The organism is Nocardia sp. MDA0666 (assembly GCF_003023875.1).
Taxonomy (GTDB): domain Bacteria; phylum Actinomycetota; class Actinomycetes; order Mycobacteriales; family Mycobacteriaceae; genus Nocardia; species Nocardia aobensis.
This window is the reverse complement of sequence record NZ_PYHT01000016.1, coordinates 142,265-160,664: the sequence shown is the minus strand read 5'-3', so window position 1 is coordinate 160,664 and position 18,400 is coordinate 142,265. Positions and strand designations below refer to the sequence as shown.

Sequence of the window (18,400 nt, the reverse complement as noted above, 5' to 3'; positions counted from 1 at the left end):
CGATGGCGGCAAGGTTGCCGAGCCGATCGGCGATGCGGAGGTGACCGGAAAATGCGTTGCCGAATCGGTGGGCTCCGCGGTCTGATTTGTCGGCTGGGCCGGAATTCGGGCGGGCTCGATTGGCGCGGACATGGTCAGCTCGGTCCTTCCGTGTCGACTTGCCGATCGATCAGAGTCGGAAATGCGACAGGTCGAGCAAACCACCGGTAATCCCGGGATGTCCGGATTGGGATCGGCGTGTCCGGTGCGGGCTTCCCGGGTGTGGGCCGGGGTACGTGCGAGCGGTATCCGAACGTATGTATAGTTGGCCTCAGCAACTAGTTGTACATGCTAATCAAATGCGTCGCGGGGAGTAAGGAAACTCGATCATGGTCGTCGATGCCCGTGATTCCCGTGTGAGCACGCGGGCCGAAGGCGGTAGCTTGCGTAACCACGTAGGCCCTGGCGAACACGGCATCGAACACAGCGCCGGCGTCACCGAACAGGATGTGGCCGATCGACTCGGCGGCCAGCTGATCCGGTTGATGCGGGCGATCGGCAGAACCAAATCGCACATAGCCAAGTACGGTCCGGACGGTCTGGAGCGATCGGCCTATTCTGTGCTGTTCTGCCTGGTCCACGACGGTCCGCAGCGGACGGGGAAGCTGGCGGACACCTTGCATACCGAAACATCGACCATCAGCAGACAGACCAGATCGCTGGTGGCACACGGCCTGGTGGAACGCCGGGCCGACCCCGTGGACGGACGGGCCTGCGTGCTGGCGCCCACCGCCGAAGGGGTGCGGGTCTTCGAGGAGAACCGCCGCAACCGCAACCGCTGGCTGGCCGAGGTGATGGCCGAGTGGCCCGCCGACGAACGGGCCAGATTGACCGATCTCCTCGAGCTGCTCGTCAGCGGCATCGAAGAATCCACAGCTGAAAAGTCCACCGCAACAGCCGAATCGAATTAGGGCTTACATACACATGACGACTTCGACCAGTGAGGCTCCGCCGGCGCAGCCGAACGCTCCGACCGTCGCGCCGGCGGCGGATGTGCGACCGTCTCTGTCGCATCGGCAGATTTTGACTATTTTGTCCGGTTTGTTGCTGGGGATGTTCTTGGCGGCGCTGGATCAGAATATTGTGAGTGTGGCGATCGTTCGGATCGCGAATAGTTTGCATGGTTTCGATCAGCAGGCGTGGGCGACGACGGCGTATTTGATTACGGCGACGATTTCGACGCCGTTGTACGGCAAGTTGGCCGATATCTATGGTCGGAAGCCGTTCTATCTGTTGGCGATCGGTATTTTCGTGGTGGGTTCGGCGGCGTGTACGTTCGCGACGTCGATGTACGAGTTGGCGGCGTTCCGCGCGTTCCAGGGTTTGGGCGCCGGTGGCCTCATGTCGCTGGCCATGACCATCGTCGGCGATATCGTCCCCCCGCGTGAACGGGCCCGCTACCAGGGCTATTTCATGATGGTCTTCGGTACTTCGACCGTGCTCGGCCCGGTGCTGGGCGGCCTGTTCTCCGATTACGACACGCTGTGGGGTATCGACGGCTGGCGTTGGGTGTTCCTGGTGAACGTCCCGATCGGTGTGGTCGCGCTCGGGGTCGTGGCCAAGGTGCTCAACGTCCCGCATCAGCGGCAGAAGTTGAACGTCGACTGGTGGGGTGCGATCGCGCTGGCGATCTGTGTGGTGCCGTTGCTGATCGTGGCCGAACAGGGCCGCACCTGGGGCTGGGGTTCCGGCGATTCGGTGATCTGCTATGCCATCGGCGCGGTGGGCCTGGTGTTGTTCATCGGAGTGGAATACCTGATGAAGGATTCCGCGCTGATTCCGCTGCGGCTGTTCAAGAATTCCACCTTCTCGGTGGTGATGATCGGTGGTTTCATCGTCGGTATCGCGATGTTCGGCGCGATCAGTATGGTGCCGCTGTATCTGCAGGTGGTGCGCGGCTATTCGCCGACCGAGGCGGGTCTGCTGATGCTGCCGCTGGTGCTGGGCATCATGATCGGCTCGATGATCTCCGGTCAGGTCGTCAAGCGCACCGGCCGCTACAAGATCCTGCCGGTGGTCGGCACCTTCCTGGTGACCGTGGGCGCGCTGCTCTACGCCCAGTTGCATTTCGACAGCGCGATGTGGCAGGTGCTCGCGATCGGCGCGCTGGTCGGTCTGGGCCTGGGCTGCTGTATGCAGACGTTGATCATCGCGGCGCAGAATGCGGGTCCGCGGTCGGATATGGGTGTGTCGACGGCGTCGGCGACCTTCTTCCGGCAGGTCGGCGGCACGCTGGGTGTCGCGGTCTTCCTGACGATTCTGTTCAACCTGTTGCCACACAAGATCACCGACGCCTTCGGTGGACATCTGCCGCCCGGACTCGACGCCGGCAAGCTGAACCAGTTGCAGGCCAATACCGCCGGAATCGGCGCGCTCCCGCAGCAGATCAAGGATCCGATCCTGATCGGGTTCACCAACTCGATGCACGGCGTCTTCTACGCCGCGGCGGGCGTGGCCCTGCTGGCCTGCATCGTCATGATGTTCATGAAAGAGATTCCGCTGCAGGATGCTTCGGTGCCCGCCCCGGCGCCGAAGGATCCGGTCGAGACGGCTGAAGCCGAGTGGGCCGAGAACCAGGTGTGGGAGGGTGCCGCCCAGGCGCTGTCGGAGCCCGAACCGGTTCTCGCCGCCGCGGCGGCAGGTCGGCACGCCGCGGCCAACGGGCACGAATCACATCGAATTGCGGAGGTTTCGGCGATGACAAACACCCCTGTCGTCAACTCCCACGGCAGCGGCCACGCCATCGGCGGGCAGGTGCAGCGGGCCGACGGCCGACCGGTCGCGGGCGCCGCGCTGACACTGATCGACCAACGTGGACACCAGGTTTCGCGTTCGACCGGCGACAGCGGCGGCCGCTATTCGATCGAGCCGCCCGGCGCGGGTAGTTACGTGCTGATCGTCTCGGCGAACGGTCATCAGCCGGCCGCGGTGAACGTCACCGCCGACGGACGCACCCAGCGCCTCGACCTGACCCTGCAGGGTTCGGGCGAGCTGTCGGGTACGGTCCGGACCGCCGTCGCCGGACAGCCGCTGGCCGGTGCGACCGTCACCCTCACCGATCTGCGTGGTGAGGTGGTCGGCGCGGCCGTCACCGACGCGTCCGGCAACTACCTCTGCCACGGTGTGGTCTCGGGGACCTACACCCTGGTGGCGGTGGCCGAACACATGCGCCCGAGCGCGATGGCGCTGGTCGTGCCCGACAGTGGCCTGCTGCACCACGACATCGAGCTTTCGCCGATGGCGGTGCTGACCGGAACCGTGCTCGCCGACGGTGGTGCGGTGCTGGACGCGGAGGTCACGGTGCTGGATCGCTCCGGAACCCCGATCGGGACCACTCGCACCGACGAGAACGGCCAGTACGTCCTGACCGATCTCAGCGAGGGTGAGTACACGGTGGTCGCGCGCGGTTATCCGCCGGTGACCAGCCGGGTCACCGTCGGCGGCGGCGAGGTCGAGCACGATGTCCGGCTGGGTTACGACGATGGTGACGAGGGCGATCGCCCGGCCGCCGAGCCCACCGGAGTCGCCGGCACGAACGGTGTCGCGACGAACGGAGAACGGAACGGGGTGCGGCACAATGGTGTCGAACCCAGTGGTGTCGATCAGAACACGGAGCTGTCATGAGCGGTTTGACCGCACAGGTTCGCAATTCCGATGGCTGGCCGGTGCCGGGTGCGCTGCTGACCGTGACCGATCTGACCGGTCGCCAGCTCGCCCGGGCGGTGGCCGACGAGACCGGGGCCGCGGCCACCGAGCCGCTGCCCGCGGGTATGCACACCGCGGTGGTGACCGCCCCCGGCTACCAGCCGGTGGCGCAGATCGCGCGGATATCCGCTTCCGGCAGTGGGCAATTGGGTGCGGTGGCGTTGCAGTCGGAGGCGAGCTCCGTCGGCACGCCGGCGCCCGGCCCGTGGACCATCGACCCGGTGCATTCCACGGTCGTGGCCACCGCCCGCCATCTCGGTATCGCGAGTATCAAGGCGCGCTTCGCCGAGGTGGGCGGCCGGCTGGATGTGGCCCGGAACTTCGAGCAGACGACCGGATTCGCCGAGATCAAGGCGGCCAGCATCGATACCGGAATCGGGATGCGCGACGACCATCTGCGCTCGGCCGACTTCCTCGATGTCGAGAGCTACCCGCTGATCGGCTTCACCGGAACCGGATTGCGGCGCACCGGCGCCGATACCTGGGTGATGCCCGGTGAATTGGAGTTGCACGGCCAGCGCCGCCCGGTGGAGCTGGACCTGACCTACGGCGGTTCGGGACCCGACCCGTGGGGCGGGGTCCGCGCCGCCTTCCATGCCGAAACCCATTTGCACCGCAACGATTTCGCGATCGACTACAACGCCGTCGTACGCGCCGGCGTCGCCGCGGTGGGCACCACGGTGAAGGTCGAGCTGGATATCGAACTGGTGCAGGGAGATTCGCTGCCGCAGATGTAGCGGGCGGGCCGGCCGGGGCCGGTCAGCTCGCGTGGCGTTCCGGGACGACCCACATGCGCTGCACCGCGGGGAATTCCGTCGTGTCGGCGTTGGGGTCGACCTCGATCTCGGGATCGAACTCCGGATACCAACGCGTCATGCCCGCAAGGGGATTCGCCGCACTGGGAATGTCCAGTTGCAGCTCGATGGTGTCGGTGAACGGGTCGATTACCGCGGCGTGGCGGGCCGGCTCCGGCGCCGCGTGGCGCGGGCGAAACCGTAGCCGATCGATGAAGTCATCGACGGAGGTGTATCCGGCCTCGTAGATCTCGGCCAGCAATCGTTCGGCGGGCGACGGGGCGTGGGATCCGCGCATACTGTCCCTCGATTTATCGATGTTTCACACTACGGTGTTGTTCAGGGGCGATGGGGGCTGTCGGGGACGCAGCCCCCATCTGACCTGATTTTGCGACAGCAGGACGCTGTGGGCATGGCGACCCGCTCTGCAAGCCCCGAGCTATCGAGGCAGTCCGAGCCTAAGCCACTTCGTGGCAACCGCACGGCATTTCGGGGGAAACTTCACTGATTCGCAGACGCGAAATTCGTTGCGCCAGGCCGTACCAGACGGTCGTATTGAATCGCCCACCACACCTGTGCGCCGGTGTGGGCCCGGCGCAGATCGCACCCGGTCAGCTCCTCGAAACGAGCGATGCGATAGCGGACCGTATTCGGATGCACGATCAGTCGCTGTGCGGTCGCCTCGATGCGCATACCGGTATCGAGATATGCGGTGACGGTATCGATCAGCGTCGTCGCCGAGCCGGTGCTGCCCAACGGCGCGAGATAGCGGCGCACGAGTTCGGCGCCCAGTTCGGGATCGGCCGCGACCCCGGGCAACAGGCCGAGACCGTCGAATTCGCAGGTGCCGGTATGGCCGAGAGCGGCTGCGGTGGCCAGGGCGCGGCCCGCCAGCCGAAACGAGCGCGGAGCCTCGCCGAGCGGGCGCGGCGGCCCGAACGCCAGCAGTGCCGTACCCGGGATGTGGATCGTGCGATCGGTGAATCCGGCGTAATCCCCGTCGATCACGGTGCGGAAGGCGTAATCGGCGCCCTGGGGTCGCAGCAGACGGTCGAATTCGGCCGGCGGCGCGGCGTCGGCGCGGGCGCGGAAGGCCCGGTATTCGGCGTCGGCGCGCAGGCCGTAGCGCTGGATGCCCAACGTCAGTTCGGTGGCCGAGATCGTGCCCGCCAGCACCGCCCGCGTGAATTCCGCGCGCTGGAGGCGGTCGTGGCCGGCCCGGGTGCGCTCGACCTCGTGGTGGGCGTCGGAGAAGGAGGTCGCCGCCTCGTCGACCAGGCGCAGCAGGTCCCTGGTGATCTCGAACAGCACCGCGTCGTCGGCGCCGCATTCGGCCGCGACCGCGCTCAAGGTCTCGAGATGCAGCCGTTCGGCGAGGCGCCAGGCTCGCAGCAGCGCTTCCATCGACACGTCCTGAGTGGCGCGGATGCGGCCGTAGTCGGTCATCCGGGCACCCTCGGGCGGCTCGATATCGGCAGTACCGGCAAGGGAGGCGAACAACCGGTCCATGATCGCCGTCGTCGTCGGGAGCAGATCGTCCGCCTCGATCGTGCGGTAGTCCGGAATCTCGGCGCGGGCCCGGTCGACGATGCGGGCCGCGAGCGCGTCGCGCTCGGCCCGCATCCGCACCAGCAAGCGCTGCCGCGGGGAACTCGGGACCTCGGACGATTCGCTCATGACAGGCCCGAGGATACGACGCGCCTTTGGAGAAACCAACAAAACGCGGCCCCCGAACTTCGACACGGACTCCATGGCCGCCCGCGATGTGGTGCACGACACTCAACGGTGTTCCTCTGAGGTCTCGGCCGCCTCGATTTCGGACTGACGGAGCGAGGGAGCGCAGCGATTGAGCGGAGGAGGGAAAAATCGAGGCCAAGGGGCCGAGACCCCGCCTGAGCGAAGCGAAGGCAGAAAGCAGAGAGACCATGTACCTGACTCAGGGCCTGCACCGGGCCGTCCAGCAGAACCCCGGCGGGGTCATGTCGATCTGCGGGGATCGCACCCGCACCTTCGCCGAGGGCGCCGACCGGGTGGCGCGGCTCGCCGGGGCGTTGCGGCAGCTGGGTGTCGGCGAGGGGGACCGGGTCGCGATTCTGGCGCTCAACAGTGACCGGTATCTGGAGTACGTGCTGGCGGTGCCGTGGGCCGGGGCAGCGCTGAACCCGGTCAACATTCGCTGGAGTCCGGCCGAAATCGCTTATTCGCTGGAGGATTCCGAGACCGCGGTCCTGCTGGTCGACGATGTCTTCGCCGCGATGGTGCCGGCGCTGCGGGCAGCCGCGCCGGTGCTGCGCACCGTGATCCACTGCGGGGACGGTGCCGCGCCCGACGGCATGCTGTCGTACGAGGAGTTGATCGCGGGCGCGGACCCTGTCGAGGACGCTCGCCGCGGTGGTGACGCCCCGGCCGGAATCTTCTATACCGGCGGCACCACCGGTCACCCCAAGGGCGTGGTGCTCAGCCATGCCGGGCTGCAGATCTCGGGCCTGGGCAGCTTGTCGACCGGATATCTGGCGCAGCCCGGCGCCCGCTATCTGCATGCCGCGCCGATGTTCCATCTGGCCGACCTGGCCGGTTGTGTCACTCAGATCATGATGGGTGGCGCCCAGGTGATGGTTCCGGCGTTCGACCCCGTCGCGGTGATGACAGCGATTGCCGAGCACCAGGTTACGGATACGCTGCTGGTGCCGGTGATGATCCAGATGATCGTCGACCATCCGCGGGTGAGCGAGTTCGATCTGTCCAGTGTGCGCGGCATCGTGTACGGGGCCTCCCCGATCGCGCAGGCCGTGCTCGAGCGCGCCATGCGCGCGTTCCCGCAGGCGCGTTTCGCCCAGGCCTACGGGATGACCGAATTGTCGCCCGTGGCAACGCTGCTCGGTCCCGACGACCACCTGGCCGGACGGTTGCGTTCGGCGGGCCGCGCGGCGCCGCACGCCGAGGTGCGCATCGCCGATGCCGAGGACAACGAAGTGCCGCGCGGGACCGTCGGCGAGATCCTGGTGCGCGGCGGCCATGTGATGCTCGGGTACTGGAACCGGCCCGAGGAGACCGCGGCGGCGCTACGCGGCGGCTGGATGCACACCGGCGACGGCGGCTATATGGACGACGAGGGCTACGTCTACATCGTCGACCGGATGAAGGACATGATCGTCAGCGGTGGCGAGAACGTGTATTCCGCCGAGGTGGAGAACGCGGTCTCCGCACATCCGTCGGTGGCGGCGTGCGCGGTGATCGGTGTCCCGGACGAGGAGTGGGGCGAGCGGGTGCACGCGGTGATCGTGTGCCATGCCGGCGCCACCGTCACCGTCGAGGAGATCCGCGACCACGCCAAGCAGTTGATCGCCGGCTACAAGGCTCCGCGCACCATCGAACTGGTCGAGGCCCTGCCGGTCTCCGGTGCCGGCAAGATCCTCAAACGGGAACTGCGCAAACAGTATTGGGGCGAGGCGGAGCGGCAGGTCCACTGAGCGCGTCAGCGACCGTGACCGGCGGCCGGTTCCGGCACCTGTGCTGGGCTCGAAAACCTTCTCGGCCACAGGATGTTTCAGCCGAGGGGCCGATCGGTGGGCAGATTGACGTAACTCGGTGCGTTCGGATCCAGGCGCAGATGCTGGGGCTTGAGTTCCGAATCGTTGAGCATCGGGCGGAACGGCATGGCCTTGGGCGCGTTGGCCGCGAACAGATCGATACGCAGCCGATGTCCGATCTGGAGCCGCGCCTGGGTCGGGATCACCGCGATGTCGAGGCCCACCGGTTCGCCGGGCGTCACCGGCTGCCGCGCCGCGGCGGTGAGGAGATGGAACGGAACGGTGTAGTCGCCGTTGGCTGATCGGGAGCTGCGGGCATCGTCGACGGCGCGCATGGAGACGGTGAGCTGGCCCGTGGTCAGGGCCGTGGAGGTGCCGTCGGGTGCGACGTCGTTGACGGTGGCGCTCCAGAATCCGTCGGTGGCGTCCTGCACGGTCTCGAGGTGGATGTCGATCGGCCCGGAGATGGCGGTCGGCGCGGACACCGGGGCGCTGGTGAAGGTCAGCGCATCGTGTTCGGCCACCCGGGAGTCCTTGGCGCAGGTGTCGAGCATCGCGGCCGAACCGGCCGAACCCTGGGCCGCGTCCCGTGAGCAGAGGGTCGCCAGCCCCGGCGCCACGGTGAGTGCGGAGACCTCGGCCGGCGGCTGGGCGCTCAAGGAGCCGTCGTGCACCGCCGCATCGGTGGTTCCGCTGGGCGCGGCGGTCAGGTAGATCCGGCGGTGGTCGGCTCCGGGCTGCGGATACTGCGGCAGTGTCACCCAGCCGCCGCCCTGTTCCTTCAGCACGATGGGGCCGTAGCCGTCGATACCGTTGTCGATGTCCTTGAGCCACTTGTCGAACCACGCTCGCTGCAGCACCTCGAGCCGCGGCGGGGCGCCGGGTACGCCGGTGCCGGCGCCGGGATTGGCGTGATAGGTGTCGCCGACCACGAGTTGCTTGCGACCGGCCGGCAGCGGGATGGCCTGATAGATCTTGGTGGCGCTGTTGGCGAAGATGTCGTGCCAGCCGCCGTAGACGAAGGTGGGCACGGTGACTCGTTCCGGATGACCGGTGAGGGCCTGGCGGAAATCGCTGCCGGAGTCGAGCGCGTCCGCGAGGGCGGGCGGCATATCGTCCATCGACGGCGTCAGCAGGGCCTGCGCGAGCAGGTCGACATTGGTGGCCGGATCCGCCACCCGGGCGGCGAGCCATTTCCAGTCGAAGGTTCCGTCGAAGATCGACTTCAGGTCGGGGATCAGCTTGAGCTGATTGACCGTCTGGAGCCACATCGGCAGGAAGGTGGTGCCGACGCCGCCGCCCGGCGCCACCACATCGCGCATGAGATCGCTGCCGGGGACGACCGGGAAGATGGCGTGCAGCGCGGCCGGGGCGTCCTCCGCCGCTCGCAGCTGGTTGATGGCCGCGTACGAGCCGCCGCTCATCGCCACCTTGCCGTTCGAGAACGGTTGTGCCGCAGCCCAATCGATCACCTCGCGGGTATCGAGCTGTTCCCGCGCGCCCAGTGTCTCCCAATTGCCCTGGGACTGTCCGGTGCCGCGCACATCGGCGACCACCAGCGTGTAACCGCTGCGGATCAGATTGCGGTCCAGGCCGAGGACGGTCGGCACGGTGCCGCCGTCGAGGGCGTGCAGCAGATCGCCGAAGCTGCTGATTGGGGTGCCGGAGAGGTTGATCTGCCGCACCAGCGACATCACCAGCGGCTGCAGTTGCGGATTCTCCACCGCCGAGCCGACCAGATCGGTCATCAGCTTCGTGTAGGGCGTGAGATTGACGATGGTCGGCAGTGGCTGGGCGACCACGGCGCCGGAGGCGTCGACCGGCCGGTAGACGTCGGCCTTCAGCAGCACCCCGTCGCTCATTCGGATCGTCACATCGGAATCCACGTGGACGTCGGGATATTGCTGCGGGCCGTCGTGCACGGCGGTCCACTGGTCCTCCCGGCCGGCGAGGCTGGGGGCGCCGGAGTGCGGTAGGCCACCGAAGAGCGCGGTGGCGGTCGCGGAAATCCCCACTGCCGCAACGGCAATCAGGGTTCGGACGGGCACGACGGGTTTGCGCGATCGCAGCTGCCCGAACATCACGCCCTTTCTCGGTTGAGTTTTCGCGCACGACTGGGCCGGTCATCGACGATAGCAATGCGCTACCGAGAAAGCCGGTAGCGCGGCCCTGGTGTCGCGCGCGGAAACTCAGTCGCCGAGCCGGACCGGGAACTGTGCCAGATCGTTCTGCGTCAGCACGGGAAGGTTGTGGATCTCCTCCACCGGTACGGCCACCGACAGCTGCGGGAATCGCTCGAACAGCGCGGGCAGCGCGATCGAGGCCTCCAGCCGGGCGAGTGCGGCACCCGGGCAGATGTGCGGGCCGTGACCGAAACTGATGTGCCGCTTGGCCGTCGGCCGGGTGATGTCGAATTCACCGGCATCGGCGCCGTGCACCGTGGTGTCGCGGCCGATGGCCCGATACGACATGACCACCCCCTCGCCGCGTTCGATGACGGTGTCGCCGACGGTGATGTCCTCGGTCGCGAACCGCATCAGCAGATGTGTCACCGGGCCGTCCCAGCGCAGGGTCTCCTCGATCGCGGTCTCCCAGTCGATCTGCCCCGACCGCACCAGCGCGAACTGTTCCGGATGGGTGAGCAGGGCGCGCACGGTGGTGAGGATCAGCGACACCGTGGTCTCGTGCCCGGCCGCGACCAGCGCCTGCAGATTGCCGACCACCTCGGCCTCGCTGAGCGGTTCGCCACCGTCGGTGGCGAGGATCAGCGCGCTGGTCAGGTCGTCGGCCGGGTCGGCGGCCTTCTTGCGCACCATCTCGGTGAAGTACTCGCCCATCCGCTCGATCACCGCGAGCCGCTCGTCCTGCGGGGTGAGCAGGGAGAAGAACGCCTTGTACCAGTCGAGCAGCATCGGATGGTCGGCGTGGTCGACGCCCATCAGCTCGCTGATCACGCGCATCGGCAGCGGATAGGCGAAGACCGATTTCAGGTCGACCGTGCCGTCGCCGGAGGCGGCGGCCAGATCGTCCAGCAGTGCGGCGACCGTCGATTCGATGAACGGGCGCAGGGCGGTCAGGCGGCGCGCGGTCAGCGCCTGGGTGGTCTTGATCCGCAGGCGGCGGTGTTCGGGCCCGTCGACGGTGAACATCGAGACCCCGACATCGATCATGCCGATCAGCGGCCACTGCCGGGTGACCACGCCGTCGCGCCACAGCGACCAGGAGTTGATGTCCTTGACCAGTCGCGGGTCGATGAGCAACTGCCGGGCCAGGGTATGGCCGGTGACGGTCCACGCCGGGACGCCCAGCAGTTCGATGCGGGTCAGCTGTCCGGCATCGCGTAATCGGGCGGTCTCCCCGGCGAGGTCGCCGACCATCGGATCGATCACGAGCGGTGCGGCATGCGGGCAACTGGCATTCACGGGGTACCTCCCACGGTACGAACGGGTGTGAAGGTGACCGGCAGCGACGTCATTCCGCGCAGGAAAGGCGACGGCCGGCGGGTCAGTTCGGTGGCGGCGACCGCGAGGTCGAGATCCGGCAGCCGATCCAGCAGCACCTCGATCCCGGTGCGCGCGATGATCTCCGCGATCTGCTGGGCCGGGAAGGGGCAGCGGTATTCGCCGTAGCTGAACGCGAAATGCGCGCTGTTGCCGCTGTGCGCGGGGGCGAGCGAATCGGAAAGGTCTTGGCGCACATGCGGATCGGTGTTCGCGCCGGCCAGGCCGAGCAGCAGCATATCGCCGCGCCGGATGGTCTTGTCGGCCAGCCGGGTGTCGCGCGAGGCCCAGCGCCCGGCCAGGATCTGCGTGGGGGTGTCCTCCCACAGCACCTCGTTCATCGCCTGGCCGATGCTGTGGCGGCCGCCGCCGAGCGCGGCGGCGAAACGGTCGTCGGTGAGCATCAGCCGCACCGAATTTCCCAGCCAGTCGCTGGTCGGCAGCTGGCCCGCGGCGGTGACGGCCATCAGGTCCAGGGCGTACTCCTCGTCGCTGAACCGTTGTGGCGAATGCAGCATCCGCGAGGTCAGATCGTTGCCCGGGCGCGACTTCTTCATCGCGACGAGTCGCTGCATATGGTCGGCGAACCGGCCGTAGGCCGCCTGCGCCTCGGCGCCGCCGTCGGCCAGCGTCTTCATCGTCCAGGCCAGATCCGCGCCCTGGTCGTCGGGGAATCCGATCACCCACGCCAAGGCCAGTACCGGCAGCGGTTCGGCGTACTCCGCGATCAGATCGGCGTGGCCGCGCCCGCAGAAGTGGTCGATCAGCCGATCCGCCAGATCCTCGCAGGCCCTGCGCAATCCGAACGGGTCGACCTGTTCGAGCGCGGGCTCGACCATGGCCAGATGCCGCAGATGTTCGGCTCCGGCGGTGAAATAGATCGAGGGCATCGGACGACCGACCATCGGCAGCAGCGGCCAGTCCTCCGGGATGTTCGGCCACTGGTTCCAGCACGCCACGTCGCGCGGGAACAGTTCCCCGTCGCTGGTGACCTGGTGCACTTCGCGGTAGCCGATCACCAGCCAGGCCGGAATCCCGCCGGGCAGTTCCACCGAGACCACCGGGCCGTGGGCGCGGCGCATCTCCCGGTACAACTCCTGCGGGTCGGTGTGGAAACGCGGTCCGCTCAACGGAACCGGATCGGTGGGCGACACCGGGCAACCGCCGGTGGTGAGGCCGGGCTGCGGCGCGTTCATCGGGCGGATCCCCGGGCGGCGGCCCGCAGACCGGCAGCGTGCAGATGTTCGACGAGGGCGATCAGCACCCGCTTACCCGAATCCCGCGAGCGCGCATCGCATGCCACCATCGGCACGTGCGGATCCAGATCCAGTGCCGCGCGCAGTTGGGTGTCGTCGTGGCCCGTGGGCCCGAAGATGTTGCACGCCACCACGAACGGCGTCTGCTGATGTTCGAGCCGGTCGATCGCATACCAGGAATCGGTGATCCGGCGCGGGTCGACCAGCACGATCGCGCCCAGCGCGCCGGTGAACAACCGGTCCCACAGAAACCAGAAGCGCTCCTGTCCGGGAGCCCCGAACAGATACAGGACGTGTTCGGCGTCGATGGTGATGCGGCCGAAGTCGAAGGCGACCGTGGTGGTGGATTTGGCCGGTGCGCCGGTGGGATCGTCGATACCGATGCCCAGGGAGGTCATCGTCGCTTCGGTGTCGAGCGGCCGGATCTCACTGACCGCGCGGACCATGGTCGTCTTGCCGACGCCGAAACCGCCGACGATGACGACCTTGAGCCCGTGCCGGACGGTATCGGCCAGCGGCGCCTGGGCCCGGGCGGGACGGTCGCCGAATCCGGTGCGGAGCGGATCAGAGGTTGCGGAGTCCAACGAGCACCTTCTCCAGTATTTCGGTGTCGGGCAAGGCTTTCCACGGCTCCCACGCGGGGGCGGAACGCGGGTGGCGCACGGTGATCTTGCCGGCGTCGAGCAGATCGGCCAGCAGGACCATCGTGATGCCGACCGGCAGCCGCAGTTCGGCGGCGATCTCGACCACGGCAGTCGGCGCCCGGCAGATCTCCAGGATCGCGACCTGTTCGGATTGCATACCGGGGGCCGGAACCGATTCGGCCACCACGAGCGTCACCAGATCGAAGGTGTCCGTATCGGGGTGGCTGCGGCCGCCGGTGAGGGTGTAGAGCCGGTCCGGGGTGTCGTCACGGCCCGGACTGGTCATCGCGGCCGCCTCACGGACGCGGACCGCGCGGCGCGGCGGACAGGTGTTCGCCGAGCTGTTCGACCAGTTCGCTCATGTTGTGGCCGACCAGCCCGGCATCGGCCTCGGCATCGGCGACGACCGCGATGTGGGCTCCCAGCCCGGCTTCGACGATGAACAGGATGCCGCCGTAGAACTCCGTCATCGACTGCCGCACGCCACTGCGCCCGTCGCCGAATTCGACCGAGGCGCCGTGCGAGAGGCTCTGGATACCGGCCGCGATCGCGGCCAGTTGATCGGCCTTGTCCACCGACAGTTCCGGGGTGTGGCAGATCTTGAGACCGTCGCTGGACAGCAGCAGGGCGTGGCGGCTGTGCGGGGTGCGGGCCAGCAGCTGGTCGAGTAGCCAATCCAGTTGTGCCGGTACGGAAGTGGTCACCGATCGTTCTCCAGGGCAATCGAAGGGGAGGGGGAATCCGGGGCCGAGACCGCACGCTGGAAGGCGCCCAGCGCCGAGGGGCGCGCCGGCGGGTGGGCGGAATTGTCGGCGGCGGCGGTGCGCAGGCCGTCGGGATGCACGGCGGCGAGGGTGCTGCCGCGGCGGCGCTTCGGCAGTGGCTCGGCCGGCGGTTCGAGGGGTGGAACCGAGTGGGCGGCAGGCTGTTCCGTATTCGGCGCGGACGGACTCGATGCACGGTCGCCGGTCAGTGGCGGTCCGAACGGACTCGCGGGAATTGCGGCCGGGTTGACCGATCGCGGCGCGGGAGGCACTTCGATCGTCGCGGTGGAGCCGGGGGAGCGGTCCAGACGGGTGGTCAGATCGCGCGGAACGACCACGACGACCGCCGTGCCGCCGATCGCCGACGGGCGGTACGACACGGTCAGCGCGTGTTTGCGGGCCAGATTGCCGACCACGGCGAGCCCCAGCCGGGTACCGGTCAGTGAGGACAGATCGGTATCGGCTCCGCGGCCCGCCGCGGTGCCCGATACCGCCTGTTCGGCGCGGCGCAGGGCGGATTCGCTCATCACGAGTCCGCTGTCCTCGATGGTGACGACGACGCCGGCCGGCACTTCGGCGGCATAGACGTGGACTTCGGTCGTGGGCGGGGAGAAGTTGCACGCGTTGTCGATCAGCTCGGCCAGCGCATGCATGACTCCCTCGGCGGCGTGACCGGCGATCGCGATTTCGGCGACCGCGCGCAGGCGCACCCGGCGGTAGCCCGCGACGCGGCCCATGGCGCCGCGCAGAATCGACTCCATCGCAATGGGTTTCGCCCATCGGCGGCCCGAGCGGGCGCCGCTGAGCACCGCGATACTGTCGGCCAGGCGTCCGGCCTGTGCGGTGCGGTGGTCGAGGGTCAGCAGATCGGCCAGCACCGACGGGTCGGCGTGCCGATGTTCCATCTCGCGCAGTTCGGCCAGCATCGAGGTGGTCATGGCCTGCATGCGCCCGGCCGCACCGGCGAACGCCGCCATCGCGGCCACCCGGCGGTTCTCGCTGCCGTTCGCCTCCCGCCCCGCCACGGACGCGGTGTCGTGCGCGGCGGCCAGGCGCGCCTCGCTCTCGGCGACGTAGGTGGCGGCCGCACGCTCGGCCCGGTCGTTCGCTTCACGATAGCGAATCGCCTGGTCACGGTAGTGCGCCGCGCATCCCGACGTCACGGCGAGGATCAGCCCGGCGGCGCCGGCGGCGATGGCGAATGTCACCCGTCCGGTAGCGGGTGCGAACCGGAGTACGGCGAGGCAGGCCACCGCGCCGGTGAGGACGCAGATCGTGGCGGGAAGGAGGAAAGCCGGTAGCCGTCGCGGTGGCCGGGACGTTCCGCCGGAGGGAGGCTGCTGCGTATTCACTGAATAGATCACTATCGATACTTCCGGATCCACATCCACCCGTGCGGAGACGGCACAGTTCCCCCACCTTCCGCTGTGCACGGCTGGCTCGAATATGCGGACCGCCAGACGTTTTCGAAATTCGCGCACGAGCATAACGCCGACCTCGAGGGTGCGCTACCCGAAGTGTTCTTGCCGTCCGGCGGCTTCGAAATGGAAGTTTCACGGCGAGTTTTCGAAATGAAGGAATGTGATGCCGAGTGGTCCGTTTCTCTGAAAACGCTGCTCGGCGACCATGTTCGAAAATACTGGCGAATGCGCCGGGTGATCGATCGACATGATCACGAAGTGAAAACGTTGCGACACACTATTTTTCGGCATTTTAGTGAACAGCGTTCATTTCACCCTGAGCAGTGCTTTTCTTCCCGGCGCCGGGTGACCGGTGAGCGGGAGTGCGCGCCGGACCGAAACGTGTTTCAGTTACCGTCCCGGCATGGCCGCAGAACCGAACGACATCATCGATCCGCACCGCTACGGGCCGTGGGCCGTCATCGCCGGCGGTTCGGAGGGGGTCGGCGCGGAGTTCGCCGACCGGCTCGCCGCCGCGGGGATCAACATCGTGCTGCTGGCGCGGCGGGAGGGCCCGCTGGCCGAGACCGCCGCACGAGTCGCCGCGCGTGGTGTCCAGGTGCGGACACTGGCGGTGGATCTCACCGCGCCGGATGCGCCGGCTCGGGTCGCGAACGCCACCGCCGACGTGGAGGTCGGCCTGCTCGTCTACAACGCGGGGGCCAATACCCACAGCGCCGAATTCCTCGACGGCGACCTCGAGGCGTTCGCCGCCATGAACGCGCTCAACGTGACCGCGCCGCTGGCACTGGTCCACCATTTCGGGCGCGGTATGCGCGCCCGGGGCCGGGGCGGCATCGTGCTGGTCGGCTCGCTCACCGGATACTGCGGTTCGGCCCGCCACACCGTGTACGGCGGGTCCAAGGCGTATCTGCGGATCTTCGCCGAGAGCTTGTGGCTGGAACTGCGGGAGTACGACGTCGACGTGCTGCATCTGGTACTCGGGGTGACCCGGACGCCGGCGATGGCACGGGCGGGCTTGAATTTCGACATTCCCGGAATGCTCGTGGCCGAACCCGCGGATGTGGCGCGCGAAGGCCTCGAGCAGTTGGCGAACGGCCCGGTGTTCGTCGCGGGCGGCAATGCCGAGACGGCCGCGCGCAGCAGCGGCCCGGACCGGGCGGCGATCGTGCTGGGCGGGCATCGCCGGATGCAGAAATTGATCGGCGCCGAATCGGATTCGCGATGACCGCGCCGTTGCGACTGGCCCTCTCGTCGCCGATCGTGGTGCGGTTTCCCGGGCAGTATTCGCCGTGGGAGGCCGACGCCGGCATGGAGGAACTCGCCCGCATCGCCGAGGCCGCCGATCGGCTCGGATTCGACCATCTCACCTGCAGTGAGCACACCGCGGTCCCCGTGACGGTGGCCGCCTCCCGCGGCGCGACCTATTGGGATCCGGTGGCCACACTGTCGTATCTGGCCGCCCGCACCACCCGGATCCGCCTCGCCACCTCGGTGCTGGTGCTGCCCTATCACCACCCGCTCGAGATCGCCAAGCGCTACGGCACCCTGGACCGGATCAGTGACGGGCGGGTCGTTCTCGGCGTCGGAGTGGGTTCGCTGCGTGCGGAATTCGAGCTGCTGGGCGCGTTGTGGGAGGGACGCGGAGAGCAGGCCGACGATGCGATCGCCGCGCTGCGGTCCGCGTTCGGTGTGCGCGAACCACACTATGCCGGAACGCATTACAGCTTCTCGGAGATGATCGTCGAACCGGCCGGTGTGCAGGCCCGTGTGCCGATCTGGGTCGGCGGGCGAACCATGCGCTCGCTGCGCCGCGCGGTCCGCTTCGGCGACGGGTGGATGCCGTTCGGATTGCCGATGGCAGAACTGAAGACGATGCTCTCGCAGGTCGAATCGCCACCCGGCTTCGAGGTCGTACTCCCCACCGGACCGCTGGACCCACTGGGCGAGCCGGACCGGGTGACACGGCGGCTCGCGACCCTGGCGGATGCGGGTGCCACATTGGCCGGATGCGCGGTCACCGCGAACTCGGCCGAACACTACTGCGATCAGCTGGCGGCACTGGCCGAGCTCGCGAACCGATGAGCCCGACGTCGCCGCGCGGGGACCCTGCCACCGGACCAGCCGACGGATGCCCCGCGGCCTGCGGCGAGCTGAATATTCTGTGACACAACGTCGGCGCGGGACTCGAACCGGTGCGAGTGCCGGCGCCGGTACGGAGGAGAACGAGATGGCCGAAACCGAACTCGCGGACATTTTCCGCCGACTGCGGCGGGTCGAGGACGAACTGGCGATCATGCGCATCATCGCCTCCTACGGACCGCTGGTGGACGCCGGAGAGGCCGAGGCGACTGCCGAATTATGGTGTCCCGATGGCGAATACGACGTCGAGGGATGGCGGATGCACGGCCGGGACCAGGTGCGCGCGATGGTGAACTCGCCCGCACATCAGGGTCTGATCACGTCCGGGTCGGCGCATTTCCAGGGTCCGGCACGCATCGACATCGACGGCGACGAGGCGCTCGCGGTCTTCGAATCACTGCTGGTGCACCGCGAATCGGAGAGTTACCGGGTCCTGCGCGCGAGTGTGCACCGGCTCGAACTTCGCCGCGAATCCGACGGGTGGCGAATCGCCCGCCGCACCGGCCGCCTGCTCGACGGCGGTGAACAAGCGCGCGAACTCCTGTCCACCTTCGCGCGCCGAAGCGGGGACCGGCCGAAGACCGATCCCCGCGACTGAATGCCGT

The 18,400-nt window shown here is 68.0% G+C and carries 16 protein-coding genes; 7 read left to right on the top strand and 9 right to left on the bottom strand.

Features of this window, described 5'->3' with window-relative positions; translation table 11 throughout:
- The first annotated feature begins 422 nt into the window (after nt 1-422).
- Genes C8258_RS21930 through C8258_RS21920 form a run of 3 tightly spaced genes read left to right on the top strand, consistent with a single transcriptional unit; the run spans nt 423 to nt 4,481 of the window.
- Entirely contained in the window at nt 423-950 is a 528-nt protein-coding gene (locus C8258_RS21930) for a MarR family winged helix-turn-helix transcriptional regulator (RefSeq protein WP_233225248.1), read from the top strand.
- 13 nt (nt 951-963) lie between these two features.
- Complete coding sequence (locus C8258_RS21925) at nt 964-3,663, top strand: MFS transporter (RefSeq protein WP_106956812.1); 2,700 nt, start codon at nt 964-966, stop codon at nt 3,661-3,663.
- Nucleotides 3,660-4,481, top strand: a complete 822-nt coding sequence (locus tag C8258_RS21920) for a YceI family protein (RefSeq protein ID WP_036509014.1) — start codon at nt 3,660-3,662, stop codon at nt 4,479-4,481. Before C8258_RS21925 ends, C8258_RS21920 begins: the two co-directional genes overlap by 4 nt.
- Before the next feature lie 22 nt (nt 4,482-4,503).
- Here the strand turns inward: C8258_RS21920 and C8258_RS21915 are convergent, their stop codons facing one another.
- Together C8258_RS21915 and C8258_RS32940 are read right to left on the bottom strand one after the other, a co-directional pair.
- Nucleotides 4,504-4,836: a hypothetical protein gene (locus tag C8258_RS21915; RefSeq protein ID WP_106956811.1), complete on the bottom strand. Its 333-nt coding sequence runs from the start codon at nt 4,834-4,836 to the stop codon at nt 4,504-4,506.
- Nucleotides 4,837-5,039: 203 nt separating this feature from the next.
- Nucleotides 5,040-6,215 (bottom strand): CdaR family transcriptional regulator, encoded by a 1,176-nt coding sequence (locus C8258_RS32940; protein WP_233225247.1) that lies wholly within the window; start codon nt 6,213-6,215, stop codon nt 5,040-5,042.
- 248 nt (nt 6,216-6,463) lie between these two features.
- Between C8258_RS32940 and C8258_RS21905 the strand changes: the two genes are divergently transcribed.
- On the top strand, nt 6,464-8,008 hold the full coding sequence (locus C8258_RS21905) for a long-chain-fatty-acid--CoA ligase (RefSeq protein WP_106956810.1): 1,545 nt from the start codon (nt 6,464-6,466) through the stop codon (nt 8,006-8,008).
- 77 nt (nt 8,009-8,085) lie between these two features.
- Here the strand turns inward: C8258_RS21905 and C8258_RS21900 are convergent, their stop codons facing one another.
- The 7 genes from C8258_RS21900 to C8258_RS21870 all read right to left on the bottom strand — a co-directional run bounded on the left by C8258_RS21900 (nt 8,086) and on the right by C8258_RS21870 (nt 15,584).
- On the bottom strand, nt 8,086-10,149 hold the full coding sequence (locus C8258_RS21900) for a CocE/NonD family hydrolase (RefSeq protein WP_106956809.1): 2,064 nt from the start codon (nt 10,147-10,149) through the stop codon (nt 8,086-8,088).
- 108 nt (nt 10,150-10,257) lie between these two features.
- Complete coding sequence (locus C8258_RS21895; protein ID WP_233225246.1) at nt 10,258-11,490, bottom strand: cytochrome P450; 1,233 nt, start codon at nt 11,488-11,490, stop codon at nt 10,258-10,260.
- A complete protein-coding gene (locus C8258_RS21890; RefSeq protein ID WP_106956808.1) occupies nt 11,487-12,764 on the bottom strand; it encodes a cytochrome P450 in 1,278 nt (425 codons plus the stop codon). The genes C8258_RS21895 and C8258_RS21890 overlap by 4 nt, the downstream gene beginning before the upstream one ends.
- Nucleotides 12,761-13,339 carry an ATP/GTP-binding protein gene (locus C8258_RS21885; RefSeq protein WP_255420437.1) on the bottom strand — a complete coding sequence of 193 codons (579 nt, stop codon included), beginning with the start codon at nt 13,337-13,339 and terminating at the stop codon, nt 12,761-12,763. The genes C8258_RS21890 and C8258_RS21885 overlap by 4 nt, the downstream gene beginning before the upstream one ends.
- 49 nt (nt 13,340-13,388) lie before the next feature.
- Nucleotides 13,389-13,754: a DUF742 domain-containing protein gene (locus C8258_RS21880; RefSeq protein ID WP_106956807.1), complete on the bottom strand. Its 366-nt coding sequence runs from the start codon at nt 13,752-13,754 to the stop codon at nt 13,389-13,391.
- A gap of 10 nt (nt 13,755-13,764) precedes the next feature.
- Nucleotides 13,765-14,172 carry a roadblock/LC7 domain-containing protein gene (locus C8258_RS21875; RefSeq protein WP_106956806.1) on the bottom strand — a complete coding sequence of 136 codons (408 nt, stop codon included), beginning with the start codon at nt 14,170-14,172 and terminating at the stop codon, nt 13,765-13,767.
- A complete protein-coding gene (locus C8258_RS21870; protein WP_233225245.1) occupies nt 14,169-15,584 on the bottom strand; it encodes a sensor histidine kinase KdpD in 1,416 nt (471 codons plus the stop codon). The genes C8258_RS21875 and C8258_RS21870 overlap by 4 nt, the downstream gene beginning before the upstream one ends.
- Before the next feature lie 493 nt (nt 15,585-16,077).
- Here C8258_RS21870 and C8258_RS21865 point away from each other — a divergent pair, with 493 nt between their 5' ends.
- From C8258_RS21865 to C8258_RS21855, 3 genes are all read left to right on the top strand, one after another.
- Entirely contained in the window at nt 16,078-16,881 is an 804-nt protein-coding gene (locus C8258_RS21865; protein WP_106956832.1) for an SDR family oxidoreductase, read from the top strand.
- Between the two features lie 8 nt (nt 16,882-16,889).
- Nucleotides 16,890-17,738: a TIGR03619 family F420-dependent LLM class oxidoreductase gene (locus C8258_RS21860; RefSeq protein ID WP_106956831.1), complete on the top strand. Its 849-nt coding sequence runs from the start codon at nt 16,890-16,892 to the stop codon at nt 17,736-17,738.
- Nucleotides 17,739-17,883: 145 nt separating this feature from the next.
- Nucleotides 17,884-18,393 carry a nuclear transport factor 2 family protein gene (locus C8258_RS21855; protein ID WP_106956804.1) on the top strand — a complete coding sequence of 170 codons (510 nt, stop codon included), beginning with the start codon at nt 17,884-17,886 and terminating at the stop codon, nt 18,391-18,393.
- Nucleotides 18,394-18,400: the final 7 nt, after the last annotated feature.